This is a genomic window from Streptomyces sp. SM10, assembly GCF_002910915.1.
Taxonomy (GTDB): domain Bacteria; phylum Actinomycetota; class Actinomycetes; order Streptomycetales; family Streptomycetaceae; genus Streptomyces.
Genome location: NZ_NEUF01000186.1, coordinates 58474 through 84140, shown reverse-complemented (window position 1 = coordinate 84140; position 25667 = coordinate 58474). Strand labels below are relative to the sequence as shown.

Genomic DNA, 25667 nt, shown 5'->3' with positions numbered 1-25667 from the left:
GATGGGTGGCTTCGCATGGGCGGCCGAGAACATCCGTACGGCTCTGCGCAACCGGCATAGAGCGGAAGCTGGAGCTGATGGCGGCGGCGAAGCAGGAGCGCCTGGCCGTCGAGGCGGCGCACAAGCCCCATAGCCCATCTGCGGGTGCACGCGCCATCTCGCCAGGCATAACAAGCAGGGCTAGTGCCATGACCGGGTCGAGGTGCCGACCGCCTGGGACGAGAACAAGCCGGTGCGCTATGAGGCGGAGCAGTGCAACTGCCAGCGGTACGTGGGACCGCAGCCGCTGTCGCAGGTGTACGCGGAGGGACTGACCGATCAAACCTGACGGATCGGGCCGGGTACCGCCGCGACAGTCGCCGGGAGCTGGCCGATTGGCCCCACCGCTGGGTTGCGGTGGGGGCCACAGGCAAGAGGGCCGAACCTGAAGTCTTCGGCTACTCGGTGCGCAGCGCTGTCGCGGTTTTGGCCTTGGCGGCCCAGCCGGCGGGCGGCAGGGCGCCCAGGGTGGCGATGAGCAGACCGCCGAGGGTGAGCGGCAGCAGCTGAGCCCCGTCGTACACGGCGACGACGGAGTCGGGGAGGCGAAGCCCGGCGCTGTCGCCCATCGCGGGCATGACCCAACCGTGCAGGACCACGCCGAGCGGTACGCCCACGGCGCCCGTGGCCAGGCCGGTCAGCACAACTGAGGTGAGGACCATCGCGATGGTCTGCCGGGGGGTCATGCCGAGCGCCTTGTGGATACCGAGTTCCCGGACGCGTTCTCGCGTGTCGAGCAGGACGCCGCCCAGCACGCCGAGCGCGGCGACCGCGACGAGCATCAGGGTCAGGAGCGCCGACAGGGCGTTGAGGGTGACGACCATGTCACTGCCGCGGTCGGGGCTGCCGGCGATCGCAGTGACGTCCAGTGGGGCCAGGTCCTTGTTCAGCGCGTCGACATAACTACCCACGTCCGTACCGGACGTGACCGCGATAGTGGCTGATGTCCGTCAGGTCTGCGTGTGTGGGCGTGAGGTTCGCTGCGTCGGTGAAGACCTGCATGCCGTCGTAGCGGGGGTCGAGGACCTCGCCGACGATCCGGACCGTGACCGGCTCGCCCAGGCCGTTCAGGGTGACAGTGTCTCCGATCTCGATGCCGGTGGCAGCCAGGAAGCCGGTCGGGACTGCGGCCTCGCCGGGTTGGTCGAACCAGCGACCGGAGACCATCGTGTAGCCGCCCCAGTAGGCGTCGCCGGTGAAGGCGTTCACGGCGGTGGTGCCGGTCACGCCGGAGACGGTCGCCCGGACCGTTCCGGCGCTGTAGTACTTCCCGGTCCCGGAGTTGGCCTCGATCGCGGCGGCGATCTTCGCTGGATCGGCAGCGGGCCGCTCTTCGGGGACCGGTCCGGCGGGCCCGATCTCCGGCAGGGGTACGGCCACCGTGACATCGGCGGCGTCATGGGCCCTGGCCTTCGTCACCTCGCCGAGTGAGGCGCCCATCCCCACGGCGAACGTGACGGCGACGGTGCCGAACAGGACCGCGGTACCCATCACCAGCGCGCGGGCAGGCCGTGCGAAGGGCCGGGCCAGACCCAGGGCGACCGGCCTCGGCAGAGGCAGCCGTCCGGCCAGGCGGACCGCCCACCCGCCACGTCAGGTACGTGGCCCGGGTGTCCGACCCCGCCTCGGAGACTTTCCGCTGGTGCCCATGGCGTCAGAGGGTCCTGACGTCGTCGCCCTCGCGGGCGGGCCTGCCCTCGGTACCGTCCGGGGAGACCGCGGCGTCCGGGGCCGGGCCGCCGTGGCCCGCGGGCTCCGGCTCGCCCCCGACGGGCGCGGGCTCGCGGACCGGGCGCAGGGCGAGCAGCAGCACGACCGCGCCCAGGAGCGTGACACACATGATCCAGACCGCTCCGACATGCATGGCGTGGACGAACGCGTCGTCGGCGGCGTGCCCGAGCGTGGGCAGGCGGGACGTGGTGGCGGCGTGCCGTGCCTGTTCGGCGGAGACCAGTGCCTGCTCCCGCACCGGTCCGGGGACACCGTCCAGCGAGGGTTCGATCGCGCGCCGGTACACGATCGACAGGATCGTGCCGCCGACGGCGATACCGATCACGCTGCCGGTCTGGCGCGCGGTGTTGGTGACGGCCGAGCCGGCACCGGCCCGCTCCAGCGGCAGCGTGCTGATCAGCGCCGCGGTCACGGGTCCGAGCGCCATGCCGATGGAGAGGCCCTGGACCAGCAGCACGGCCTCGATCCGGACGAGGGGCGTGCCCACTCCGAAGAGCCCGTACGCACCCATGGTCAGCGCCGCGACGAACAGCGCCGTCACGGCGACGGGCCGCAGCGACCAGCGGTGCACCAGGCGGGCGCCGACGGGTGCGCCGAAGATCGCGCCGAGCGCCGTCGGCAGGCCGGCCAGGCCCGCCTCGACCGGCGAGTAGCCGCGCGCGCCCTGCAGGTAGAAGGCGTTGTAGAAGGTGACCGCGGCCACGGCGAACAGGAGCAGGCCGAGCGCCACGTTTCCGCCGCCGAACGCGCGCTGGGCGAGCAGCCGCGGATCGAAGCCGGGCCTCTTGCTGCGCAGTTCGACGCGGACGAACACGGCCAGAAGGACCAGTCCGACGAGGATCGGTGCCCAGACGTCCGTACGGCCCCAGGCCGCCACCTGGCCCGCGCGGATCAGTCCGTAGGCGAGCGCCGCGAGGCCGGTGACGGACAGCAGCATCCCGGCCGGGTCCAGCGGTCGCACGACGGGGCTGCGGAAGTCCGGGACCAGCAGGGCGATGCCGATCAGGGCGAGGATCGCCACCGGGACGTTGACCAGGAAGACAGAGCCCCACCAGAAGTGGTCGAGCAGCACGCCGGCGAGCACCGGGCCCACGGCCATGCCGACACCGGCGGAGGTCGAGGAGATCGCGATCGCGGTCGACCGCGCCGGGCCGGTGAACGTCCACATGAGGATGGCCATGGTGGCCGGCATGATCAGCGCGCTGCCGACGCCCATCGCCGCCCGGGCGGCGATCAGTTGCCCCGCGTCACCCGCGTACGCCGCCCACAGCGAGGACGCGGCGAAGACCACGAGACCCGTCACGAGCACGGTCCGGTGACCGAAGCGGTCGCCCAGCGCGCCCGCGGTGAACATCAGGGTGGCGAAGGCCAGCGTGTACGAGCCGGTGGCCCACTGCAGCTCGGCCGGGCCGGCGTTCAGCCCGTGGACCGGGTCCGCCAGGGTCTCCAGGGTGGTGCTCAGAACGGTGTTGTCCAGCCAGATCAGCAGGAGACACACCATGAGAACGGCAAGGATCAACTGCTGTGCGAACTTCGGCAACGTGGATGTGTTCACGAATTCCTCAGGGTGCGATCCGGAAAGCCGACGAGCGGACCGTAAGCAACCGTCAGATGTGTGTCAATCCCCGTGCTGCCGGTAATGGTCGGAGATTTTACGGCGTCACGAGGGCATGCCGCCAAGCATTCTGTCAATTATTCGGGACGCGATCGGGCCGGTGGTTCAGCGTGCTCCGAGGGCATGCCTGTCAGCCCCTGTCAATTCTTGATCCTGTTGTTTGACCTCGCACGAATTTCGTGCCCCGCCCTGTGTTCTGCCTCCGGCCGCGTCGTGCGCCGCGTCCCGCGCCTCACCAGCGACGGGAGACTGGGTTGCCGCCGTCCTGCGTCTCCCGGGTGGCAGCGCGCCCGGACGGCCACGCCGGGTGGGCAGTCCTTTTCGGTCGGGACGATCGGAATTTGCTCGGGGTCGGTGGGGGAGGAATGTGCAAAGCGTGAATTGATAGGACGGGGAGGCTGATCATTGAGTGAGCGTGGAGATGATTCCGCAGGGATTCTCTCGGCGCGCTCGTGGATTTCTAATTCGAGCCGTGCGGCTTTTCTCTGATGCGCGGGCGGGTGTGACATCGGCTGGTCTCAGGTGCCGAACTCCGCTCCGTAGTCGTTTCGGGTTCGCATCTCCTGGCCTCCCACAACAGAAAGCCCCCGACCTGTCTTTCATCAGGTCGGGGGCTTTCCCGTGTCCGCAAGCGGGCGGGGCGGGGCCGGCCGCGGGAAGCCGGAGCACGTACGAAGCGAGGGGCGCCGGAGACCCTGAGTCTTCCGGCGCCCCTCGCGGACGTCGCTCCCGGGCGGCCGGGTCAGCGGTGGTCGTCGCGGTCGCTACCGTCCGCCGGATCCACTCCGGACTCGGCATCGTCCTGCTTGGCACGGACCTCCGGGTCGAGTACCGTCCGGCCGCTGCCGTCGACCGAGGTCAGCGGGGTGCGGTCGTCGGCCACCTCGGTGGGGGCCGGGGGCTCGACCAGCCAGTCCGGGTTGGCCTGCTTGTCCCACCACTTCCAGGCGGCGAAGGCCCCGCCGGCCAGGACGCCCAGGACGAGGAACCCCTTGGCCGCCCGCCCCGCCTTGGCCCGCCGTTCGTGCTTCCTGACGAGCTTCTGGATCTCCTTCGCCGTCACCTGGCCACGGAGTGCCGCCAGTGCGGCCGCGCTGCGGGCAGTGGCCTCCCCGGCCATGGGACGGCTCGCCGCCACCGCGTACTCGACGCGCGGCACGGTGTAGTCCGCCGCGGTGCGGGCGGCACTGCGCGTCCGGGTGGCGGCCTTGTGCGCGGCCTCGTCGACCTTGGGCGGCACATGGGTCAGAGCCTGTTCGATACGTGGTGCGAGATGCGCGCCGTACTGGACGCGGGCCTGCGCGGCGGCCTTCGACACCTTGGGCGCGAGCCGTGCGCGGGCCTCCTGTGCGTAGTACGCGGCCTGTTCCTTGGCGGTGTCGGCGTAAGGCGCCACCACGTCCGCGGCGTGCTGCGCGCTGTCCTTCGCCGAGTAGGTTGCGGCGCGCACGCTGTCGATGCGGGTCACGGGATCCTCCTCCTTGGTGGCGGGTAGGTACTCCGCCTATCCACCCAATTCGAAATCATGCCCGCTGTGGCCTTCTGTGCCATGCGGGACGGGCATCCGGGTCATGAACGTCATTCTCGGGCAATACGGTGCAAGGGCAGCGTGAGGCCGACCCTGCCACGGTTCGTGTCGGCGCGCTCCGTGTCGTCCGGCACCTGGGCGCACGGTGTGCCGCAGGAAGTGTGGGAAAGGTGCGGGAAAGCGGGCAACGAGGTGAGTGCCGTCCGCCCCGTGCCGTGACCGCGCTGCGGAGCGGTTACCCCGTGCGAGGATCGGTGGTCATCAGCGAAGACTTATCGGAAGGCAGACCGTGGCCGAGCAGCTGTACGCCACTTTGAAGACCAATCAGGGCGACATCGCGATCCGGCTCCTGCCGAACCACGCGCCCAGGACGGTCAAGAACTTCGTCGAACTCGCCACGGGCGGGCGTGAGTGGACCGACCCGGAGACCGGCAGGAAGTCCACGGACAAGCTGTACGACGGCACTGTCTTCCACCGCGTGATCAGCGGATTCATGATCCAGGGCGGTGACCCGCTCGGCAACGGAACGGGCGGCCCCGGCTACGAGTTCGGTGACGAGTTCCACCCCGATCTCGCCTTCACCCAGCCCTACCTGCTGGCGATGGCCAACGCCGGTCCGGGTACCAACGGTTCGCAGTTCTTCGTGACCGTGTCGCCCACCGCGTGGCTGACCGGCAAGCACACGATCTTCGGCGAGGTCGCCGACGAGGCCGGCAAGAAGGTCGTGGACGCGATCGCCGCGGCACCGACCAACCCGCGGACCGATCGTCCGCTCCAGGACGTGGTGATCGAGTCGGTCGTCATCGAGACGCGATGAACCGGCGGGCGGCGGACCTGCCGGGCCGCTGACCCTCACGGCCGTCGCCCCTCGGGGAACGAACCGCCCTGCTCGTCCGTACTGCTACATAACGGGCGAGCGGGGCTGCCGCGTGTGCGGCGCCTCCACGGACGAGGACCGAAGGGGCCATGACCGATGGACCAGCAGCCGCCGGAAGACCAGGACGGGTCCGCGGCCGGGCCGCTCACGTGTTACCGGCATCCGGGCAGGGAGACGGGGATCCGCTGCACGCGGTGCGAGCGGCCGATCTGCACGGACTGCATGATCGGGGCCTCGGTGGGGTTCCACTGCCCGGAGTGCGTCCGTGAGGGTTCGGGTACGGGCCACCATCCCGCCGCGAGCCGGCCGCGGACGCTGGCCGGCGGCCGGGTCGCGGCCGACCCCAGGCTGGTCACCAAGATCCTGCTCGGCATCAATCTCGCCGTCTTCGTGGCGGTCCTCGTCACCGAGCGGACCAAGTTCCCGCTGGTCGACGACCTGCTGCTGTTCGGCCGTGCCTACACGGGCGATCCGTCGGCCGGTCTCGAAGGTGTGGCGGAGGGCCAGTGGTACCGGCTGGTGACGTCGATGTTCCTGCACCAGGAGGTGTGGCACATCGCCTTCAACATGCTGGGGCTGTGGTGGCTCGGCGGCCCTCTGGAGGCCGCGCTGGGCAGGGCCCGCTACCTCGCGCTCTACCTGCTCTCCGGGCTTGCGGGCAGCGCGCTCACCTACTGGATCGCCGACCCCGCCCAGGGTTCCCTCGGTGCCTCGGGAGCCATCTTCGGCCTGCTGGGAGCCACGGCGGTGCTGATGCGCCGGATGAACTACGACATGCGGCCCGTGATCGCGCTGCTCGTGGTGAACCTGATCTTCACGTTCAACCCCTGGGGTGCCATCGCCTGGCAGGCGCACGTGGGCGGGCTGGTCGCCGGGGCGCTGATCGCGATCGCCATGGTCCACGCCCCCCGGGAGCACCGGAATCTGGTGCAGTACGGCGCCTGTGCACTGGTCCTGGTGGTGGTCGTGGTGGCGGTCCTGATCAGATCCGCGGCGCTCACCTGAGCGGAATGCGTTGCTCCAGGGGTGCGGTTGTCCACAGAGTGTGCCGGATCTTGTGCACGACGTGGGGAACAGGTGTGCCCCTTGTCGCTGAACTGGGTTCTTCCAGTCAGGGCAAGGGGCGTACCGCCTCGTGGTGCGTAAGTGTGTAGTCACACCGGCGTCAACTTCGAGGGAAGTTATCCACAGATCGTCTGACCTTTTCCCCCGCCTGTGGATAACTCTGTGGGTAACTTCAGGGCAGAGCTAGCTGGGAGCTACTTCCACTGCGTGGAGACGCCGAAGCCGCCGGCGATGAACCCGAAGCCCACGACGATGTTCCAGTTGCCGAGGGCGTCGACCGGCAGGTCACCCTCGGTGACGTAGAAGACCACGATCCAGGCCAGACCGATCAGGAAGAGCGCCAGCATCACCGGCGCCACCCAACTCCGGTTGGTCAGCTTTATGCTCGTCGACTGCTTCGCCGGCGGGGGCGTGAAGTCTGCCTTCTTGCGGATACGTGACTTCGGCACGAGGGACTCTCCTGTCGATGCGCTGCGTGACCGCGCAGGGATCTGTGGCTGGCGCCGGGGCGCGAGGGGGAATGCTGCCTCCCCGGGGCGTCCGTTAGCGTAGTGCTTCCGTGGCGCCTAAGGAGATAAGGGTACGTTGAGCAATTCTGCCGACTCTCCTCGCGGCCCGGCCCGGCGCATGTCCCGATGGCCGGTCCAGGGCCTCACCGCTGCCGTCTTCGCCCTGGCCGGACTGATCTTCGTCACCAGTGCCAACACGGCCAAAGGGACCGATATCCGGACCGATTCCTCCCTGCTGAAGCTCTCGGATCTCATCCAGCAGCGCAGCGAGAAGAACGCGGAGCTGGACGAATCGACCGCTTCCGTGCGCGCGGACATCGACACCCTCGCCCGCCGCGACGACGGCAGCACCCGCGCCGAGGACGCCAAGCTCGATGCGCTGGAGAAGGCCGCGGGTACGACGGCGGTCACGGGCGAGGCGCTCTCCGTCACGTTGAACGACGCCCCGCCGAACGCCACCGCCAACCCTGGGTACCCGGAGCCGCAGCCCAACGACCTGGTCATCCACCAGCAGGACCTGCAGGCCGTGGTCAACGCCCTCTGGGAGGGCGGCGCCCGCGGGATCCGGGTGATGGACCAGCGACTGATCTCCACCAGTGCGGTGCGCTGCGTCGGCAACACGCTGATCCTGCAGGGCCGGGTCTACTCCCCTCCGTACAAGGTCACCGCCGTCGGGGACCGGGGGCGGCTGAGGCGGGCGCTCGACGACTCCACGGCGATCCAGAACTACCAGCTGTACGTGAAGGCGTACGGGCTGGGCTGGAAGGTCGAGGAGGACGACAAGCTGACGCTTCCCGGCTATTCGGGCACCGTCGATCTCCATGACGCGCAGCCTGTGAAGTAGCCCCGGCCGCCTGTCGCACCCTCCGCGGGATGCGTGCCGGACCGTGTGACAGGCGGGCGGACAGGCGGCTTTCCACAGCTGACCCACGCCTGTGCCCCGGCCGTTTAGTCTGGTGCCGTACCGAATGGAGGCAACAGCATGTACGGCTGGATCTGGCGGCATCTGCCGGGTAACGCATGGGTGCGGGGCTTCATCTCGCTCGTGCTGGTCCTGGCGGTTGTCTACGCGCTCTTCCAGTACGTCTTCCCCTGGGCGGAGCCACTGCTTCCGTTCGGTGATGTGACGGTGGACGGCGAAAGCACCAGCGGAGCGGGGTCCGGTCAGTGAGCGCACGCATTCTCGTCGTCGACAACTACGACAGCTTCGTCTTCAACATCGTCCAGTACCTCTACCAGCTCGGTGCCGAGTGCGAAGTGGTGCGCAACGACGAGGTGACCACGGCCCACGCGGACGACGGCTTCGACGGGGTCCTGCTGTCGCCCGGCCCCGGTACACCGGAGCAGGCCGGCGTCTGCGTCGAGATGGTGCACCACTGCGCGCGCAGCGGCGTCCCCGTCTTCGGCGTGTGTCTGGGGATGCAGTCGATGGCCGTCGCGTACGGCGGTGTGGTGGACCGGGCTCCGGAGCTGCTGCACGGCAAGACCTCCTCCGTGCTGCACGAGGGCAAGGGCGTGTTCGCAGGTCTCCCGTCCCCCTTCACCGCGACGCGCTACCACTCGCTCGCCGCCGAACCCACGACGGTTCCGCCCGAGCTCGAAGTCACCGCCCGCACGGCCGACGGCATCATCATGGGACTGCGCCACCGTGAACAGGCGGTGGAGGGAGTGCAGTTCCACCCCGAGTCGGTGCTCACGGAACACGGCCACCTGATGCTCGCCAACTGGCTGGAGCAGTGCGGTGACGCGGGGGCGGTCGCGAGATCGGTGGGCCTCGCACCGGTGGTGGGCAAGGCCGCCGCGTGACCTCACTCCGCCCCGGCGCAGGCCAGGAAGGCCCGTACGCCCAGGGAGCGTACGAGCCCGACGGCACGTTCGCGGCGGCGGTGGAGCAGCTCGCGGATCCGCTGAACGATCCGCTGCCGGGACAGCACACCTCGCCCTGGTTCCGGACGGAGAGCGCACCGTCCGACGACGGTTCGCCTCAGACGCCTCCGCAGGCCCCTCAGAGGCCTGCGGACGCCCCGGGTGAGTGGTACGACCCGGAGGGGTATCAGAGGGACTGGTACGGGCAGCAGGGCCCGGAGACGGCTCCTGTGGCGGAGACCGTCCGGGGGACGGCGGTCATACCCGATCCCACGGCGGGCGTCCCCGGCCCCAGGAGGGGCGGCCCCGGCTCGACGGCGCAGGCCCCGGTGCCGACGGTGCCCGAACCGGACCACGTGCGGCCCGTTGCCGACGTACCCCCGGCCCTGCACGACGAGACCGTGGCCCTGCGGACGGCCGATACGCGCAGGGCGGCGCAGCCCGCCGGCCCCGAGGACGGCGAGGCCGCTCCCGAGGCGTTGCCGACGGGTGGCCGGGCCGAGCGACGGCGGGCGGCCAAGGGGCAGGGCAGACGCCGGGGCGAGCCCCGGCCCCCTGCGGAACCGGCGGCAGCAGGGCCGGCGGCCCCGATGTCGAGGCTGGAGGCCCGGCGTGCGGCCCGTGCCGCCAAGGACAGCCCCGCCGTGGTGGCCAGCCGGGTCGTCGGCGAGGTGTTCATCACCTTCGGCGTGCTGATGCTCCTGTTCGTGACCTACCAGCTGTGGTGGACCAACATCCGTGCCGACCAGATCGCCGGCCGGGAGACGCACAAGATCCAGGACGACTGGGCGAGCGGCGAGCGCAGCCCGGGCGCCTTCGAGCCCGGTCAGGGTTTCGCGATCATGCACATCCCCAAGCTGGACGTGGTCGCGCCGATCGCCGAGGGCATCAGCAAGGAGAAGGTCCTCGACCGCGGCATGGTCGGCCACTACGGCGAGGGCAAGCTGAAGACAGCGATGCCTTCGGACGAGCAGGGGAACTTCGCGGTGGCCGGTCACCGCAACACCCACGGCGAACCCTTCCGCTACATCAACAAGCTGAAGCCGGGCGACCCGATCGTGGTCGAGACGCAGGACGCCTACTACACGTACGAGATGACCAGCATCCTTCCGCAGACGTCTCCGTCCAACGTGGCCGTGATCGACGAAGTGCCCCCGGGGTCCGGGTTCACCGGCCCGGGCAGGTACATCACGCTGACGACCTGCACGCCGGAATTCACGAGTACGTACCGAATGATCGTGTGGGGCAAAATGGTCGACGAACGGCCGCGCAGCAAGGGGAAGCCCGACGCGCTCGTCGACTGAAGCGGGCTGGACGACATCACGACAGGGGCGGGTGCGGTGGCAGCGAGGACCGAGCAGGAAGAGCACACCGAAGAGCCGGTGGTCCCGGTGCGCCGCAGGAGCCGCCATCCCGTCGCGACGGCGGTGAGCGCCTTCGGCGAACTGCTGATCACGGCCGGGCTGGTGCTGGGTCTGTTCGTCGTCTACTCGCTGTGGTGGACCAACGTCCTCGCCGACCGTGAGGCGGACAAGCAGGGCAACACCGTGCGCGACCGGTGGGCGGGCGGCCCGGGTGACCTGGACATGAGGGACGGCATCGGGTTCCTCCACGTCCCCGCCATGAAGAACGGCGAGGTGCTGGTCAAGAAGGGCACCGACACCGCGATCCTCAACAACGGCATCGCCGGCTACTACACGGACCCGGTGAAGTCGGCTCTCCCCTCGGCGGAGCAGGGCAACTTCGCGCTCGCCGCGCACCGGGACGGGCACGGCGCCAAGTTCCACAACATCGACAAGGTGAAGACGGGCGACGCGGTCGTCTTCGAGACCAAGGACACCTGGTACGTCTACAAGGTCTTCGCGGAGCTCCCGGAGACGTCGAAGTTCAACGTCGAGGCGATCGCCCCGGTGCCCAAGGGATCGGGGGCGAAGAAGGCCGGCCGCTACATCACGCTGACCACGTGCACGCCCGTCTACACGTCGAAGTACCGCTACATCGTCTGGGGCGAGCTGGTGCGGACCGAGAAGGTGGACAGGGACCGCACGAAGCCGGCGGAGCTGCGGTAGCGGTCCGGCGCGCACGGACGGACCACAGGGCCCCGACCACCGCTGAGGTGGTCGGGGCCCTGTGGTCCGTCCGGCTCCGTGGCGTCAGCCTTGCTGGCCGCCGAAGAAGTTGCCGTCGTTGCCCCCGCCGCCGATGGTCGTGAGGGTGACCGTCGTGCCCTTGGCGACCTGGCTGTTGGCCCCAGGATCGGCCCCCATCACCAGTGCGTTCGGCTTGTCGGGTGAGTTGGCGGCGAGTGCGACGACCAGACCCAGGCTTTTGAGCTGCTCCTGCGCCTGCTGGTACCGCATGCCGACGATGTTGCCCGGGATGGTGACCTGCTCGGGCTGGGCCGGGCCCTTGGAGACCTTGAGGACGATCTGGGTGTCCTTGGCCTGCTTGCTGTTCGCCTCGGGCGTCTGCTCGACCACGGTGCCGGCCGCCTCGTCCGAGTCGACGTCCGTCCTGGAGACGTTGGTGAAGCCCACACCCTTCAGCTGGGCGTCGGCGTCCTCGAACGACCGGCCGACCACTGGGGGCACGTTCTGGGTCGCCTCCTTGGCCACGGTGATCGTGACCTCGGTGTCCTTCTCGACCTCGGAACCGCCCTCGGGGTCCTGCGAGATGACCTCGTCCGGGGTCTTGTCGGACTCCGCCGTCTTCACGTTCACCGTGAAGCCCTTGTCCTCCAGGGCCTTGCGCGCGCTGTCCTGGGACTTCTCCAGGACGTCCGGCACCTCGACCTTGGGAGCACCGGTGGAGACGACGACCGTCACGGTCCCGCCCGTCTCCATCTGCTCGTCCGAGGTCGGGGACTGGCTGCAGATCTCGCCCTTCTGCTGCTTCTCGCAGGGTTCTTCGGAGCCGACCTTCAGGACGACGTCGGAGTTGTCGGCGAGTCTCTGCGCCTCCTTGACCGTCGAGCCGACCATGTTCGGCACGTCGACCTTGCCGCTGCCGCCGTCGGTGGAGCTGAAGACCGTGCGGCCGATCAGGATCGCGCCGATGAGCACGAGGATGCCGGCGACGACGAGGAGGATCGTCGAGGTGTTGCTCTTCTTCTGCTGACGCCGACGGCCGGGGCGGTCGTCATGGCCGTAGCCGCCGTCGTCCGGGTTGACCGGGGGTAGCATCGACGTCTGGGCGCCGCCCTGGTCCGCCTGGTGTAGGGCGGTGGTGGGCTGGTCGTTTCCGTAGGCGTCGTACCCGCCGTAGCCGACCGCGCCCATGGCCGACGTCGCAGCGACCGGGCGGCCGTCGAGGCAGGCCTCGATGTCGGCGCGCATCTCGTCGGCCGACTGGTAGCGGTAGTCCGGGTCCTTGGTCAGCGCCTTCAGGACGATGGCGTCCATCTCTGGCGTGATCTCGGAGTCGAAGTTGCTCGGAGGCTGCGGCTCCTCGCGCACGTGCTGGTACGCGACGGCGACGGGTGAGTCCCCGACGAACGGGGGGCGGACCGCGAGCAGCTCGTAGAGCAGGCATCCCGTGGAGTACAGGTCGGAGCGTGCGTCGACCTGCTCGCCCTTCGCCTGCTCCGGGGAGAGGTACTGGGCGGTGCCGATCACAGCCGCGGTCTGGGTCATCGTCATGCCGGAGTCGCCCATCGCGCGGGCGATGCCGAAGTCCATGACCTTGACCTGGCCCGTGCGTGTCAGCATGACGTTAGCGGGCTTGATGTCGCGGTGGACGATCTGGGCGCGGTGCGAGTACTCCAGTGCCTGGAGGATCCCGACCGTCATTTCGAGGGTCCGCTCCGGCAGCAGCTTGCGGCCGGAGTGCAGAAGCTCTCTGAGGGTCGACCCGTCGACGTACTCCATCACGATGTACGGGATGGAGACCCCGTCGACGTAGTCCTCGCCGGTGTCGTAGACGGCGACGATCGCGGGGTGGTTGAGCGATGCGGCGGACTGGGCTTCACGGCGGAACCGTGCCTGGAAGGACGGATCGCGGGCGAGGTCGGCCCGCAGCGTCTTCACGGCGACGGTGCGACCGAGCCGGGTGTCGTGGGCGAGGTAGACCTCGGCCATGCCACCACGGCCGAGCACCGAGCCCAGCTCGTACCGGCCGCCGAGGCGACGCGGCTCTTCCATAACTGATCCAGCCCTCTCCGTCAGTCCCGACCGCACCCGTGTGTGGTCCGGCGGTGCGCTGCTCGCGCATACGCTACCGGGCACCCCCGGTGTGATCGGCCCGCACCCGTCAGCTGATATCCGACCGGTATCCCAATGTGCTGGTGCGGACAGAAGTTGTGACGGGTGTCACTGCTTTCCGTCGAGTACCGCCTTCATCACGTTCTTGGCGATCGGTGCCGCCAGGCCGCCTCCGGAGATGTCGTCCCGGTTGGCGTTGCCGTCCTCGACCACCACGGCGACGGCGACCGGGGAGCCGCTGTCGGTCTTGGCGTACGAGATGAACCAGGCGTAGGGCTTCTCGCTGTTGTTGAGTCCGTGCTGGGCGGTGCCGGTCTTGCCACCGACAGTGACGCCGTCGATCTGGGCGTTGGTTCCCGTGCCCTCCTGGACCACGGTCTCCATCATCTGCTGCACTTTCTGGGCGTTCTCCGCCGAGAGCGGCTCGCTGAGCTGCTTCTTCTCGTGCGTGTAGATGACGTCCAGGTTGGGTGCCTGGCGCTGGGCGACCATGTACGGCTCCATGAGCTTGCCGTCGTTGGCGATCGCCGACGCCACCATGGCCATCTGGAGCGGGGTGGCGCGGTTGGAGGCCTGGCCGATGCCCGCCATGGCGTTCTGCGGCGGGTTGTCCTTCGGGTAGACGCTGGCGTCGGCCCGGACCGGAGTGAAGACTTCCTTGTCGAAGCCGAACTTGTCGGCCTGCTCGATCATCTTCTCGTTGCCGAGGTCGTCGCTCATCTTGCCGAAGACGGTGTTGCAGGAGTAGCGCAGCGCCACCCGGAGCGAGGCGTCCTTGCAGGGGATGTCGCCCTCGTTCTGCAGCAGGTTGTCCGACTGCGGGAGCCGCCAGGGCAGCGGGGAGTCGGTCTTCGCGTCGATGTCGGTGTAAAGACCGTTCTCGAGCGCCGCGGAGGCCGTGACGACCTTGAACGTCGAACCGGGCGGGTAGGTCTCGCGCAGGGCCCGGTTCAGCATCGGCTTGTCCTTGTCGTCAAGGAGCTTCTGCCGGGCGTCGGAGTCCTTCAGCGAGTTACCCGCGAAGACCGAGGGGTCGTACGAGGGGGTACTGGCCAGCGCGAGGATGGCTCCGGTCTGCGGGTCGAGCGCGGCGACCGCGCCCTTCTTGTCACCGAGACCCTCGAAGGCGGCCTTCTGGGCGGCACCGTTGAGGGTGGTGACGACGTTCCCGCCGGTCTTGCTCTCGCCGGTGAACATCGACAGGGTGCGGTCGAAGAACAGCTGGTCGCTGTTGCCGGTCAGGATGCCGTCCTCGAGGTTCTCCAGCTGCGAGGAGTCGAAGGCCTGCGAGGAGTATCCGGTGACGGGCGACCACATGGGGCCGTTCTTCCAGACGCGCTTGTACGTGAAGTCGCTGTCCTTGGTCTCGACGGAGCCCGTGACGGGCTCGCCGTCGACGATGATGTTGCCGCGCTCGTGGGCGTAGCGCTCGATCTGGACGCGGCGGTTGTGCTCGTTCGAGTTGAGCTCGTCGGCGCGGACGTACTGGATGTAGTTGGTGCGGACCAACAGGGCCAGGACGAGGACGCCGCAGAAGATCGCGATCCTGCGGAGCGGCTTGTTCACGGTCGGACCACCTGGGTCATTTCGGCGTCCGGGGACGGCGCGGGTGCAGGGGCGGGACGCCGGGCCGTGTCGCTGATTCTGATCAGGATTCCGATGAGGGCCCAGTTGGCGATGACGGACGAGCCACCGGCCGCGAGGAACGGCATGGTCATACCGGTCAGCGGGATGAGCCCCATGACACCGCCGGCGACGACGAAGACCTGGATGGCGAAGGAACCGGACAGGCCGATCGCCAGGAGCTTGCCGAAGGGGTCACGCGCGGCGAGGGCCGTACGGACGCCACGCTCGACGATCAGGCCGTAGACGAGCAGAACGGCCATCATTCCGGCCAGCCCGAGCTCCTCGCCGACGGTGGCGAGGATGAAGTCGGAGTTGGCGGCGAAGCCGATCAGGTCGGAGTTGCCCTGGCCGAGGCCGGTACCGAGGGTGCCGCCGGAGCCGAAGGCCATGAGGGACTTGGCCATCTGCTCGCTGGCGTCGAACTTCCCCCAACCGGCGAACGGGTCGAGCCACGCGGTGACGCGCTGCTGCACGTGGGGTTCGAAGGTGGCCACGCCCACCGCGCCCGCCGCCGACATCAGCAGACCGAAGACGATCCAGCTGGTGCGCTCGGTGGCGACGTACAGCATGACGATGAACATGCCGAAGAAGAGGAGCGAGGAGCCGAGGTCGGTCTCGAAGACGAGGATCAGGATCGAGAAGGCCCAGACCATGAGGATCGGTCCCAGGTCACGGCCACGGGGCAGGTAGAGCCCCATGAAGCGTCGACTGGCCAGAGCCAGGGCGTCGCGCTTGACCATGAGGTAGCCGGCGAAGAACACCGCGATGATGATCTTGGCGAACTCTCCCGGCTGGATCGTGCCGACACCGGGGATCTTGATCCAGATCTTGGCGCCGTTCACCGCGGGAAAGAACATCGGAAGGATCAGCAGGAACAGCGCCACCAGCATGGAGATGTAGGTGTAGCGCTGCAGGATCCGGTGGTCCTTGAGGGCGATCAGGACGCCGACCAGCAGGGCCACACCTACTGCGGAGAACATCAGCTGCTTCGAGGCAGCGGGGACGTACTGCGGCAGCGCCTGCAGCCGTTCCGACTGGTCCAGGCGCCAGATGATGGCGAGCCCCAGCCCGTTCAGCAGCGTCGCCAGCGGCAGCAGCAGCGGGTCCGAGTACGGAGCGAATCTCCGTACGGCGAGATGCGCCACCCCGCCGAGCAGCGCGAGGCCCAGGCCGTAGCCGAGCATGCCCGCGGGCAGTTCGCCGTTGAGGGCGAGGCCCACGTTGGCGTACGCGAACACCGAGATCAGGACGGCGAAGACGACGAGCACCAGTTCGGTGTTACGGCGGCTCGGCGCGTCGATCGCGCCGATCGTGGTGGTGTTGGTGACAACGCTCATGTGCTGGAGGCCCCCTACGGCTTACTGCTTACCGCACTGCAGGGCCAGCTTCTTCTCTTCCTCCGAGAGGCTGGGGCCGGGAGTGGGAGTCGCGGTCTTGGTCCCCTTGGTGGGAGACGTGGCGGAAGTGCTGTCGGCGGCTTCGTCCTGGCTCTTGGCGGCATCCGCCTCGGCCGCACGGCGCTGCGCGTCCTTCTTGCAGGCGGAGGCCTGTGCTTCGAGCTCGCTGAGCTTCTTGTGGGCACCGGTGAGGTTGCCCTGGGAGATCGTCGCTTCGACCTTCTTGCGCCAGTAGGGCGGGAGGTACTTGAGTTCGATGTTGGTGTCCTCCTCGACCTTCGAGAGGGACACCCAGGCGAGGTCCTGGCTGATTCCGCGGTACAGCGCGACGTTGTCGTCCTTCGCGCCCACGTAGAACTGCGTCTGGGTCCAGCGGTAGCCGCCGTAGACGCCACCGCCGACGACCGCCAGTGCCAGCACGATGTAGAACGAGCGCTTCAGCCACCTGCGGCGGCCCCGGGGCTTGACGAAGTCCTCGTCGGTGTACGCGTCGAAGGCGCCGTCCGGACCGGAGCCGTAGCCCATGTCGTCCCCGCTGCCGGGCGGGCCGAAGCCTCCGGACTGCGGTGGCACGGGGCGGCCGAGGCCGGCCGCGCGGCCGGCCGGTGTCTCCATGGCCCGGCCGTCGTTCGCCTGGGCTGCCTGGTTCTCGGCGACGGCCCCGACGATGACCGGGGTGTCGTTGAGCCGCCCGGCCAGGGTGTCGTTGCTGTCGACGTCCAGGACGTCGGCGACGATGCAGGTGATGTTGTCGGGGCCTCCGCCGCGCAGGGCGAGCTGGATGAGGTCCTGGATGGTCTCCTGCGGGCCCTGGTAGCTGGCCAGGGTCTCTTCCATCGTCTGGTGGGAGACGACGCCGGAGAGTCCGTCCGAGCAGATCAGATAGCGGTCACCGGCGCGGACCTCCCGGACGGAGAGATCGGGCTCCACGTGGTCGCCGCTTCCCAGGGCCCGCATCAGCAGGGAGCGCTGCGGGTGGGTGGTGGCTTCCTCTTCGGTGATCCTGCCCTCGTCGACGAGACGCTGCACCCAGGTGTGGTCCTGGGTGATCTGCGTCAGTACGCCGTCGCGCAGGAGGTAGGCGCGGGAGTCGCCGACGTGGACGAGGCCGAGGCGCTGACCGGTCCAGAGCAGGGCGGTGAGCGTCGTGCCCATGCCCTCCAGTTGGGGGTCCTCCTCGACCATGACGCGCAGTTGGTCGTTGGCACGCTGGACCGCCGTACCGAGCGCGGTGAGGATGTCGGAGCCCGGCACGTCGTCGTCGAGCTGGACGAGCGTGGAGATCACCTCGGAGCTGGCGACCTCTCCGGCCGCCTGGCCGCCCATGCCGTCGGCGATGGCGAGAAGGCGGGGACCGGCGTAGCCGGAGTCCTCGTTCCCTTCCCGGATCATGCCCTTGTGCGATCCGGCGGCGAAGCGCAGGGACAAGCTCATGCGCACCTCGCCCGTCGGCTCGGGGTACAGCCGGTCTCGAGCCACACTGCCCACCCTCCGGTCGGGAGCCGGGCCGGGTCCGTCGTAAGGACCGCCGCGGCTCGCTCGCTCCGCTCGCTCATTGTCGTACTACTTCCGCAGCTCGATGACGGTCTTGCCGATACGGATCGGCGCGCCCAGCGGAACAGGTGTCGGGGTGGTGAGCCGGGTCCGGTCGAGATAGGTGCCGTTGGTGGACCCGAGGTCCTCGACGATCCACTGGCCGTCACGGTCCGGGTAGATCCTGGCATGCCTGCTGGACGCGTAGTCGTCGTCCAGCACGATCGTTGAATCGTGCGCCCGGCCCAGGGTGATGGTCTGGCCCTGGAGCGCGACCGTGGTGCCGGTGAGTGTGCCTTCGGAGACGACCAGCTTGGTGGGTGCCCCGCGGCGCTGGCGCCCGGACTGCTGGCGCTGCTGAGGCGGCGCTGCCTGCTGTTGGCGTCCTTGTTGCGGACGGGTGTCACCAGCAGTGCGGCGTGAGCCGCGCTGCGTGACACGCGTACCGAACAGGTCGCTGCGAATGACCTGGACGGCCACGATTACGAATAGCCACAGAACAGCCAGGAAACCTAGCCGCATGACCGTCAGGGTCAGCTCTGACATTGCCCCCGCTTCACCCTTCGGCTTGCCGGTAAACGATGGTGGTGCTGCCCACGACGATCCGCGAGCCGTCGCGGAGCGTAGCGCGGGTGGTGTGCTGCCCGTCCACCACGATGCCGTTGGTGGACCCGAGATCCTGGATCGTCGAGGGCGTTCCGGTCCGGATCTCACAGTGCCGGCGGGATACGCCGGGGTCGTCGATCCGCACGTCGGCGTCGGTGCTTCGTCCCATCACCAACGTCGGGCGGGAGATCTGATGGCGGGTGCCGTTGATCTCGATCCAGCGCCGAACCTGGGCGTCCGGCGTGGAACCGGACGCGGCCGGCGGGCGCCAGTCGCTGGAAGGACCTCCGGAGCGCCCACCGCCCGGCGGGGCCGGGGGCATGGGCGGGGCGGAGGCCGGCGGGTAGCCGTAGCCGCCCTGCTGCCCCTGGGGGGCGGAGGGGCGGTTCGGCGCGGCATGGGGGGCAGGGCCGCTCTGCGGGCCCTGCTGTGAGGAACTCGACGCCAAGGTCCGGCTGCGTACGCGGTAGAGACCGGTGTCGAGGTCGTCCGCTTTCTCCAGGTGGACCTTGATCGGTCCCATGAAGGTGTACCGCTGTTGCTTGGCGTAGTCACGCACGAGGCCGGACAGCTCGTCGCCGAGCTGGCCCGAGTACGGGCTGAGCCGCTCGTAGTCCGGGGTACTGAGCTCGACGATGAAGTCGTTCGGTACGACGGTTCGCTCGCGGTTCCAGATCGTCGCGTTGTTGTCGCACTCGCGCTGGAGGGCTCCCGCGATCTCGACCGGCTGCACCTCGGACTTGAAGACCTTGGCGAAGGTGCCATTGACCAGACCTTCGAGACGCTGCTCGAAACGCTTCATGACTCCCATGGGGCACCTCCTCCGGTGTCGTCGTGCCTGTGCTGCTTACTGATCGTATCCACGCGTCGGGAAATCGGCTGGTTCCCCTTGTCTGCACAGTGGATGAGTGTCACCCCTCACACGGATGGTAGAGGTGACCTCCTGACAGTGTCCCGCACTCCGGGTGCACTCAGGAGGAGTGGGGCCGAGCTTCCCGGGTTCCCGCTTCCCTCCGTGGGTCGGGCGAAACAACGGATGTGAATCCACCCTGTCCAGCGTGCTAATCTTCCGTTGTCGCCAGGCGCTCGCACCACACAGTGAGAGTCTGAAAACACCACTCATGCGCGAGTGGCGGAACGGCAGACGCGCTGGCTTCAGGTGCCAGTGTCCTTAGGGACGTGGGGGTTCAAATCCCCCCTCGCGCACAACAGGGCAGTCGCTTGCGATTGCCGGGTTGGTTCGACAGAGCCCCCGCACCGAAGAGATTCGGTGCGGGGGCTCTTCGTTGTCCGGATCTCCTCGTTCGGATCTCTACTCTCCGTGGGTCTCGGCCTGACGGCGCCGGGCGGCCGTGCCCGATGGGGCGCCGGTGTCGGTTGTCGGCCTGGCGCGTCCTGCTCTGAGGATGAGGTCGCGGCATGAGGGGAGAGCTCTGCCGGATCACGTCTCGGCGGAGAACTGCGGCTGTGATGAAGCACGCACCCCAGGCGGAGGTGCGGCCGACTGGGGGGGCTGTTTCACGTGAAACGTCGAATTCGCAGCGTCCGCAGCGTCCGCAGCGTCCGCAGCGTCCGCAGCATTCGCATCATTCGCATCAAAGGGGCGGCTCGCTGGGCCCTCCTGGGGCCTCCTCGGCCCTGCTCGGCTCTCCGTAGAGGCGAACCGCGTCAGGCGGCCAGGCGTGCAGCGAGGGCCTTGACCTTCTCTGCGGCGTCCGTGAACTCCTGGGAGCGGGACGCTTCGGCGAGCGGAATGAGTTCGGCCATCTCGGACTTCGAGTGGGCCGGTGTCAGCTCCGGAACGATGAAGTCGACTTCGGCCCCGAGCGTGCCTGTCAGCACCTTCTCCAGGTAGTTCTGGACGAACTCGAAGTCCTCACGCGGGGTGCCGACGGCGCACGAGCCGTCACAGCTGGCCACCACCGTGACAGGTGACAGGTGACAGGTGGCAGGTGACAGGTGTACCGGCGACTGGGCCCTCCGGGCCCGGTCAACTCTTCGGAGAGCTCGGCGCGCAGGGTGTCGCCGGCGCCGGCGGCCACAGCCGAGGCGTCCAGGTGGGGCAGGAGGTCGGCGGCGAGGTCGCGGTACACGACGTTTCCGTCAGGGTGCTGCTCTCGCCAGGCCGTGACGAAGGCGGCTGTGACCTCGCGGCAGGTGGGCCCCTGGGGGGGGGAACGGCGGAGTCGAGGTGGAGGAGCGTAGCCATGGAGATCTCCGTGGGATCGAGAGGCCGGCTCGGTGCGCGATCGCGGGTGGCGGGGATCTGCGCCGAGCGATTCCGGGCATCGGCGAGCGCATGCTGTCGGACCGGCTTTCCGAGTTGGCGGGGCGGCCGGTCTCGTGGTGCGTGAGGTCGATGAGGGGCCCCCGCTGGGGGGCGCGTACCGGTCGACGGACGCGGGTGCCGCCATGGAGCCCGCGCTCAAGGAGCTCGGGCAGTGGGCGGACACCTGTCCGGCGGCCCCCGGCGGCTGCTGACCGACCGCTTGGTGTGCCGGCGGCCGTCGTGCGAACCGGGGGCCGTTTCGCATCCGTGCGACGGGGAGGAGTGGAGGCGCCCGGCGTGGGCGCTCAGCGGGGCGGTGGGTCTTCGCCCGCTGCGTTGTAGCGCAGGAGGTACTCCGCGAACCGGCCGAGGTCGTCCGACGTCCAGGCGCCGAGCCTTTCCCGGTACGCGGCGCGGCGGCTGGCCTGGGTCGAGGCGAGGGCCTGGGTTCCTGCGGCGGTGGGGTGCAGTACCTGGATGCGCTGGTCGTCGGGGTCCGGATGGCGCTCGATCAGGCCCAGCTTCTCCAGTGCGGCGACCTGTCGGCTGACCGTCGACTTGTCCAGCATGTAGTGGGCCGCCAGATCGGTGGCGCGGCAGCCGTGCCGGTATTCGATGTGGGCGAGCAGTGTGTACGAGACCAGCGGCAGGTCCGGGTGGAGCCGCGCGGCGGCCGAGCGTGCGCGGCGTGCGAAAGCGGTCAGCTCGCGCTGGATGACATCCAGCGACTCCTCGCGGTCCCCTGGGTTGTCCGCCACGTGAATCACCTTCTCAAGATTTTAGTTGTATGCTACAACGAGTGTAGGAGTTGTAAAAGCCAACCATTGGAGGAATGGTCGAATGTCCGCAGGTCCGGGCTCCGCCTCCGGCTCAACCGCCGGTGCGCTGCGTCATGTACTCAGTCATCTCGCTACGCCGCTGCTGATGTGTATCGGCATGGGGCTTGCCTATCTGGGGGCCTTTCACGCCCCGGAGCCGCACGACCTGAGGGTGGACGTCGTCGGCTCGGGGGCAAGCGCGCAGGTGCTTGCACAGACCTTGCAGGACAAGGGCGACGGCGCATTGAGTGTGCGTACCGTAGCCGACCGCGACATGGCGGTGAACCACCTGAGGACGCAGCAGAGCTTCGGGGCCTACGTGCCGGGCGGCAGTCCCGAGCTGATGGTGGCCGGCGCATCCTCGGACACCAGCGCGACGGTGGTGCAGAAGATCTTCACCGAGGTCGCCGCCGGGCAGGGCGCACCCCTCCAGGTGACGGATGTGGCACCCACGGCGGACGGGGATCCGACCGGGCAGGGGATCTTCTTCCTCCTGGTGGCGGTCAGCATCGGGTCGTACGCGTCGGTCGCGGTGATCGGTGGCGCGGGAGCGGCGCTGGCACTGCGGATCAGGGCCGTGCTGGCCATCGGCACCTCCTTCGTGGTGAGTCTGATCGGCGCAGCCTTCGCGGGGCCGGTGTTCGGCCTGGTGGACCAGGGGCTCGGCGGACTCTGGGCGATGGCGTGGCTCTATTCGGCGGGCATCCTGCTGATCGGGGTCGGGCTGCACACCTTCCTCAAGCGGTGGACGACGTTCGGCGTGATGCTGCTCTTCGTCATGCTCAACTTCACGAGTTCCGGCGGCATCTTCCGGCCTGAGCTCCAGCCCGGCTTCTTCGGATCCCTGCACTCCTTCTGGAACGGTGCCGGCTTCGTCGAAGGGGTGCGCAGCCATGTGTACTTCGGCGGTCACGCGCTGGGCGGCCACCTGCTGGTGCTGGTTCTGTGGTTCGCGGCCGGCCTGGTTCTCGTGGGTGTGGCGGGTGCGGCCGAGGCACGGCGGCGCCGCGAGGCGGCGGAGAAGGTGCGCGAGGTGGAGAAGGCGCGCGAGGCGGCGGAGCAGGGCCACGGCGCGGTGGGGTCGGCGCGTGGCGCGGTGGAGCCGGTCCCTGGGGCAGCCGCCGTGCGGGCCTCGGCCGGCGCCGAGGAGGAGATGGAGGAGGCCGTCGGGGTGTGACCGGCCGGCCAGATCGGTGGCCTGCGCCTGTACGGGCTCTCGGGGATGTCCCGCTCGTGTCCTCGGTTCTGTCCTCGCGGGTCCTTGCCCTTCGACGGAGGCGTCCCCGTCCGTCGAAGGGGGTACCCCTGTGCGCCGCGGCGGTTGTCCACAGGTCTGCTCTCAAGTTGTCCACAGGGCAGGACGGTTGTCGCGCACCGGTTGTACCGTCGTCCGCAGTTGATGTTGACCGGCCGGAACGGCTGACCGAGGACGGGGGAGGCGGCGCTCCATGGGCGAAGTCGAGGCGACGGTGCCGGCGCGGCGGGCGGCGGGGGGCGGGCGCATTCCCGTCGTTCCCGGTTTTGCGCGGCGCGTGGCGGGGGGAGTGGGGCCGGCCGGTGCCGGTGCGGTGTCCCCGAAGGCGGCAGGCAAGGCACTGAGGCTCAAGGTGCCCCGCTCCGCGCACAGTTCCCTGGTCCTGCCCGCCGGAAGGCCGGATGCGCTGCAGGCGGTCGAGGAGTCGAACCGGGGCAGGGTTCCCGGGCTGACTCCCATACGGGTGGGGCGAATGGCGGCAACGCCGTTCGCGTTCCTGCGGGGCTCGGCCGGCCTGATGGCCCATGACCTGATGGGCACACCGGTCACGGGGGTGGGCGCCCAGCTCTGCGGCGACGCCCACGCGGCCAACTTCGGTCTGTACGGCGACGCGCGCGGCAACCTGGTCATCGATCTCAACGACTTCGACGAGACCGTGTTCGGGCCGTGGGAGTGGGATCTCAAGCGGCTCGCCACCTCTCTGGTGCTCGCGGGCCGGGAGGCGGGGGCGGACGAGGACACCTGCCGCCAGGGCGCGTACGCCACGGTGGGCGCGTACCGGCGCACGATGCGTCTGCTGGCCGGATTGCCCGCGCTCGACGCGTGGAACGCCATCGCGGACGAGGAGCTCGTGTCCCACACGGACGCACGGGACCTGCTGGGGACCCTGGAGCGGGTCTCCGCCAAGGCGCGCAACAACACGAGTGCGCGCTTCGCCGCCAGGTCCACGGAGGACTGCGAGGACGGCGGGCGCCGCTTCGTCGACGCACCGCCTGTGCTGCGCCGGGTGCCGGACGTGGAGGCCGCAGCCGTCGCGGCGGGTCTCGAGGGCTACCTCGGGACGGTCTCGGAGGACAGGGTTCCGCTGCTGGCCCGCTATGCGATCCACGATGTGGCGTTCCGGGTGGTCGGCACGGGAAGTGTGGGCACGCGGTCGTACGTGGTGCTGCTCCTCGATCACCGTGGCGAGCCGTTGGTGCTGCAGGTGAAGGAGGCCCGTCCCTCTGCTCTCACCCCCTATCTCCCGCAGGCGGGCTTCGAGGTGCCGGACGTGGTGCACGAGGGGCGCCGGGTGGTGCTCGGCCAGAAGCGGATGCAGGTCGTCAGCGACATCCTGCTCGGCTGGGCCGAGGTGGAGGGCAGGCCCTATCAGGTACGTCAGTTCAGGAATCGCAAGGGAAGCGTGGACCCGGCCGCTCTGGCGGCGGACCTGGTGGACGACTACGGGCGGATGACCGGTGCGCTGCTGGCCCGGGCCCATGCGCACAGCGCCGACCCCCGGCTGCTGGCGGGCTACTGCGGGAAGAACGCGGAGCTGGACACGGCGGTGGCCGATTTCGCCGTGACCTACGCGAACCGCACGGAGGCGGACCATGCCGAGCTCCTCCGGGCGGTCCGATCCGGGCGAATAGCCGCCGAGCTCGGCGTCTGAGCGGGCCGCGCGGCCACCGTGTGTGTCCGCGGCCCGGGCGGTGGCCATACGCTGGACGGGTGACCCACGAAGCCGCCGGGGTGCCGACCACCCGGAACGACGAAGACCGGCAGGACCAGCACCGGCAGGACGAGCCGCAGCGCGTGCAGGACGCGCCGGCGAGCGATCTGCGGGCGGAACAACATCCTGACGATGCGCCGCAGGCGGGTCGTGCCGCGGCCACCGGTGACGCGGATGGCGATCCAGCCGGATCCGCGGAAGGTGAGGCGGGCGGCGCCGCGGGAGGTGAGACCGGTGCTCCCCGGCCCGAGGAGCGTCTCGCGAAGGCCGTCCGGGTGGCCGAGCAGGCGCTGATCGAGTTCGAGATCGCGGTGGAGACCTTCCGGGTCGAGGTGGAGAACTTCTCCCGGCTGCATCATCAGAAGCTCGGTCCTATGTACGCCCGGCTGGACGAGCTCGATGCGCAGATCGCGGAGGCGCGGGCTGCGAGGACCGGCGACCCGGAGGATCTGCGCAAGGCGCAGGAGGCACGGGCGATCGTCATGCCGATGCCTGGAGTCGACGAGCTCTTCCACGACTGGATGGACTCGGACGGTCTGTCGCCGGAGGCATCGGCGATGCTCACCGAGCAGCCCGTCAGGCCGCCCAAGCGGGTCAGGCCGGGCGAGGAGGCGCGCAAGCTCTACCGCGAGCTGGCCCGTCAGGCCCACCCGGATCTGGCGCCGGACGAGACGGAGCGGACACGGCGGGACGAGTTCATCGCCCGTGTGAACGCGGCCTACGGACGCGGCGACGTGGCGCTGCTCAAGGAGCTGGCGGCCGAGTGGGCGGCCGGGCCCGTGACGCCGGAGCTGCGTCTGAGCGAGAGCGAGGAGCTCTACGCGCGGCTGGAGTGGCTCAGCCGGCGTAAGGAGCTCCTGACCGTCCTGGCCCAGGAGCTGGAGGAGAGCGCGATCGGTTCGATGCTGCGGATGGCCCCGGACGACCCGGACCGGCTGCTGGACGACATCGGCGAGAAGCTTCTGGCCGACGTGTCCCAGCGTGAGGAAGAGCTGGCAGGGCTGGTGCAGTAGCGTTCCCGAT

The 25667-nt window shown here is 69.2% G+C and carries 22 protein-coding genes, 1 tRNA gene and 3 pseudogenes; 13 read left to right on the top strand and 13 right to left on the bottom strand.

Annotated elements, in window-relative coordinates; genetic code table 11:
* The first annotated feature begins 1 nt into the window (after nt 1).
* Nucleotides 2–328, top strand: a pseudogene (locus B9S57_RS36075) (hypothetical protein).
* Between the two features lie 109 nt (nt 329–437).
* Here the strand turns inward: B9S57_RS36075 and B9S57_RS36070 are convergent.
* The 4 genes from B9S57_RS36070 to B9S57_RS31935 form a co-directional block, all read right to left on the bottom strand.
* On the bottom strand, nt 438–950 hold the full coding sequence (locus B9S57_RS36070; protein WP_258036727.1) for an FtsX-like permease family protein: 513 nt from the start codon (nt 948–950) through the stop codon (nt 438–440).
* A complete protein-coding gene (locus B9S57_RS36065) occupies nt 943–1533 on the bottom strand; it encodes an ABC transporter permease (protein WP_258036726.1) in 591 nt (196 codons plus the stop codon). Before B9S57_RS36065 ends, B9S57_RS36070 begins: the two co-directional genes overlap by 8 nt.
* A 160-nt stretch (nt 1534–1693) precedes the next feature.
* Nucleotides 1694–3325 (bottom strand): MFS transporter, encoded by a 1632-nt coding sequence (locus B9S57_RS31940; RefSeq protein WP_258036725.1) that lies wholly within the window; start codon nt 3323–3325, stop codon nt 1694–1696.
* Between the two features lie 802 nt (nt 3326–4127).
* The gene (locus B9S57_RS31935) at nt 4128–4853 is read right to left on the bottom strand and encodes a DUF5324 family protein (RefSeq protein ID WP_103760645.1); all 726 of its coding nucleotides are present in this window, start codon (nt 4851–4853) and stop codon (nt 4128–4130) included.
* Between the two features lie 349 nt (nt 4854–5202).
* On the opposite strand from B9S57_RS31935, the gene B9S57_RS31930 reads away from it, so the two are divergent.
* Nucleotides 5203–5730, top strand: coding sequence for a peptidylprolyl isomerase (locus tag B9S57_RS31930; protein ID WP_103760644.1), 528 nt, complete (start codon nt 5203–5205; stop codon nt 5728–5730).
* A 156-nt stretch (nt 5731–5886) separates the two neighbouring features.
* On the top strand, nt 5887–6795 hold the full coding sequence (locus B9S57_RS31925) for a rhomboid family intramembrane serine protease (RefSeq protein WP_103760643.1): 909 nt from the start codon (nt 5887–5889) through the stop codon (nt 6793–6795).
* Nucleotides 6796–7049: 254 nt separating this feature from the next.
* Here the strand turns inward: B9S57_RS31925 and crgA are convergent, their stop codons facing one another.
* On the bottom strand, nt 7050–7304 hold the full coding sequence (gene crgA, locus B9S57_RS31920) for a cell division protein CrgA (protein WP_033296748.1): 255 nt from the start codon (nt 7302–7304) through the stop codon (nt 7050–7052).
* Nucleotides 7305–7482: 178 nt separating this feature from the next.
* Between crgA and B9S57_RS31915 the strand changes: the two genes are divergently transcribed.
* The 5 genes from B9S57_RS31915 to B9S57_RS31895 all read left to right on the top strand — a co-directional run bounded on the left by B9S57_RS31915 (nt 7483) and on the right by B9S57_RS31895 (nt 11299).
* The gene (locus tag B9S57_RS31915; RefSeq protein ID WP_103760642.1) at nt 7483–8208 is read left to right on the top strand and encodes a DUF881 domain-containing protein; all 726 of its coding nucleotides are present in this window, start codon (nt 7483–7485) and stop codon (nt 8206–8208) included.
* Nucleotides 8209–8346: 138 nt separating this feature from the next.
* Nucleotides 8347–8535, top strand: a complete 189-nt coding sequence (locus tag B9S57_RS31910; protein ID WP_073750646.1) for a hypothetical protein — start codon at nt 8347–8349, stop codon at nt 8533–8535.
* Nucleotides 8532–9170, top strand: coding sequence for an aminodeoxychorismate/anthranilate synthase component II (locus B9S57_RS31905; RefSeq protein ID WP_103760641.1), 639 nt, complete (start codon nt 8532–8534; stop codon nt 9168–9170). The genes B9S57_RS31910 and B9S57_RS31905 overlap by 4 nt, the downstream gene beginning before the upstream one ends.
* Nucleotides 9167–10534, top strand: coding sequence for a class E sortase (locus B9S57_RS31900; protein WP_103760640.1), 1368 nt, complete (start codon nt 9167–9169; stop codon nt 10532–10534). The genes B9S57_RS31905 and B9S57_RS31900 overlap by 4 nt, the downstream gene beginning before the upstream one ends.
* Before the next feature lie 36 nt (nt 10535–10570).
* Complete coding sequence (locus B9S57_RS31895) at nt 10571–11299, top strand: class E sortase (protein ID WP_103760639.1); 729 nt, start codon at nt 10571–10573, stop codon at nt 11297–11299.
* An 84-nt stretch (nt 11300–11383) separates the two neighbouring features.
* Here B9S57_RS31895 and pknB read toward each other — a convergent pair whose 3' ends face one another.
* The 6 genes from pknB to B9S57_RS31865 all read right to left on the bottom strand — a co-directional run bounded on the left by pknB (nt 11384) and on the right by B9S57_RS31865 (nt 19402).
* A complete protein-coding gene (gene pknB, locus B9S57_RS31890) occupies nt 11384–13369 on the bottom strand; it encodes a Stk1 family PASTA domain-containing Ser/Thr kinase (protein ID WP_103760638.1) in 1986 nt (661 codons plus the stop codon).
* 168 nt (nt 13370–13537) lie between these two features.
* The gene (locus B9S57_RS31885) at nt 13538–14995 is read right to left on the bottom strand and encodes a penicillin-binding protein 2 (RefSeq protein ID WP_103760637.1); all 1458 of its coding nucleotides are present in this window, start codon (nt 14993–14995) and stop codon (nt 13538–13540) included.
* Nucleotides 14992–16392, bottom strand: coding sequence for an FtsW/RodA/SpoVE family cell cycle protein (locus B9S57_RS31880; RefSeq protein ID WP_103760636.1), 1401 nt, complete (start codon nt 16390–16392; stop codon nt 14992–14994). The genes B9S57_RS31885 and B9S57_RS31880 overlap by 4 nt, the downstream gene beginning before the upstream one ends.
* A 21-nt stretch (nt 16393–16413) precedes the next feature.
* Nucleotides 16414–17886, bottom strand: coding sequence for a Stp1/IreP family PP2C-type Ser/Thr phosphatase (locus B9S57_RS31875; RefSeq protein WP_103760741.1), 1473 nt, complete (start codon nt 17884–17886; stop codon nt 16414–16416).
* Between the two features lie 129 nt (nt 17887–18015).
* Nucleotides 18016–18531 (bottom strand): FHA domain-containing protein, encoded by a 516-nt coding sequence (locus B9S57_RS31870; RefSeq protein WP_103760635.1) that lies wholly within the window; start codon nt 18529–18531, stop codon nt 18016–18018.
* Between the two features lie 10 nt (nt 18532–18541).
* Complete coding sequence (locus B9S57_RS31865; protein WP_103760634.1) at nt 18542–19402, bottom strand: DUF3662 and FHA domain-containing protein; 861 nt, start codon at nt 19400–19402, stop codon at nt 18542–18544.
* Nucleotides 19403–19714: 312 nt separating this feature from the next.
* Between B9S57_RS31865 and B9S57_RS31860 the strand changes: the two genes are divergently transcribed.
* Nucleotides 19715–19797, top strand: a tRNA-Leu gene (locus tag B9S57_RS31860).
* Nucleotides 19798–20259: 462 nt separating this feature from the next.
* Here B9S57_RS31860 and B9S57_RS31855 read toward each other — a convergent pair.
* Nucleotides 20260–20800, bottom strand: a pseudogene (locus B9S57_RS31855) (NAD(P)H-dependent oxidoreductase).
* A gap of 15 nt (nt 20801–20815) precedes the next feature.
* Here B9S57_RS31855 and B9S57_RS31850 point away from each other — a divergent pair.
* Nucleotides 20816–21072, top strand: a pseudogene (locus B9S57_RS31850) (winged helix-turn-helix transcriptional regulator).
* 93 nt (nt 21073–21165) lie between these two features.
* On the opposite strand, the gene B9S57_RS31845 reads toward B9S57_RS31850, so the two are convergent.
* Complete coding sequence (locus B9S57_RS31845) at nt 21166–21618, bottom strand: MarR family winged helix-turn-helix transcriptional regulator (protein WP_103760633.1); 453 nt, start codon at nt 21616–21618, stop codon at nt 21166–21168.
* Between the two features lie 82 nt (nt 21619–21700).
* Here B9S57_RS31845 and B9S57_RS31840 point away from each other — a divergent pair, with 82 nt between their 5' ends.
* The 3 genes from B9S57_RS31840 to B9S57_RS31830 all read left to right on the top strand — a co-directional run bounded on the left by B9S57_RS31840 (nt 21701) and on the right by B9S57_RS31830 (nt 25657).
* Nucleotides 21701–22855 (top strand): hypothetical protein, encoded by a 1155-nt coding sequence (locus tag B9S57_RS31840; protein ID WP_103760632.1) that lies wholly within the window; start codon nt 21701–21703, stop codon nt 22853–22855.
* A gap of 271 nt (nt 22856–23126) precedes the next feature.
* Nucleotides 23127–24584, top strand: a complete 1458-nt coding sequence (locus B9S57_RS31835) for a DUF2252 domain-containing protein (protein WP_103760631.1) — start codon at nt 23127–23129, stop codon at nt 24582–24584.
* Between the two features lie 59 nt (nt 24585–24643).
* On the top strand, nt 24644–25657 hold the full coding sequence (locus B9S57_RS31830; protein ID WP_103760630.1) for a J domain-containing protein: 1014 nt from the start codon (nt 24644–24646) through the stop codon (nt 25655–25657).
* Nucleotides 25658–25667: the final 10 nt, after the last annotated feature.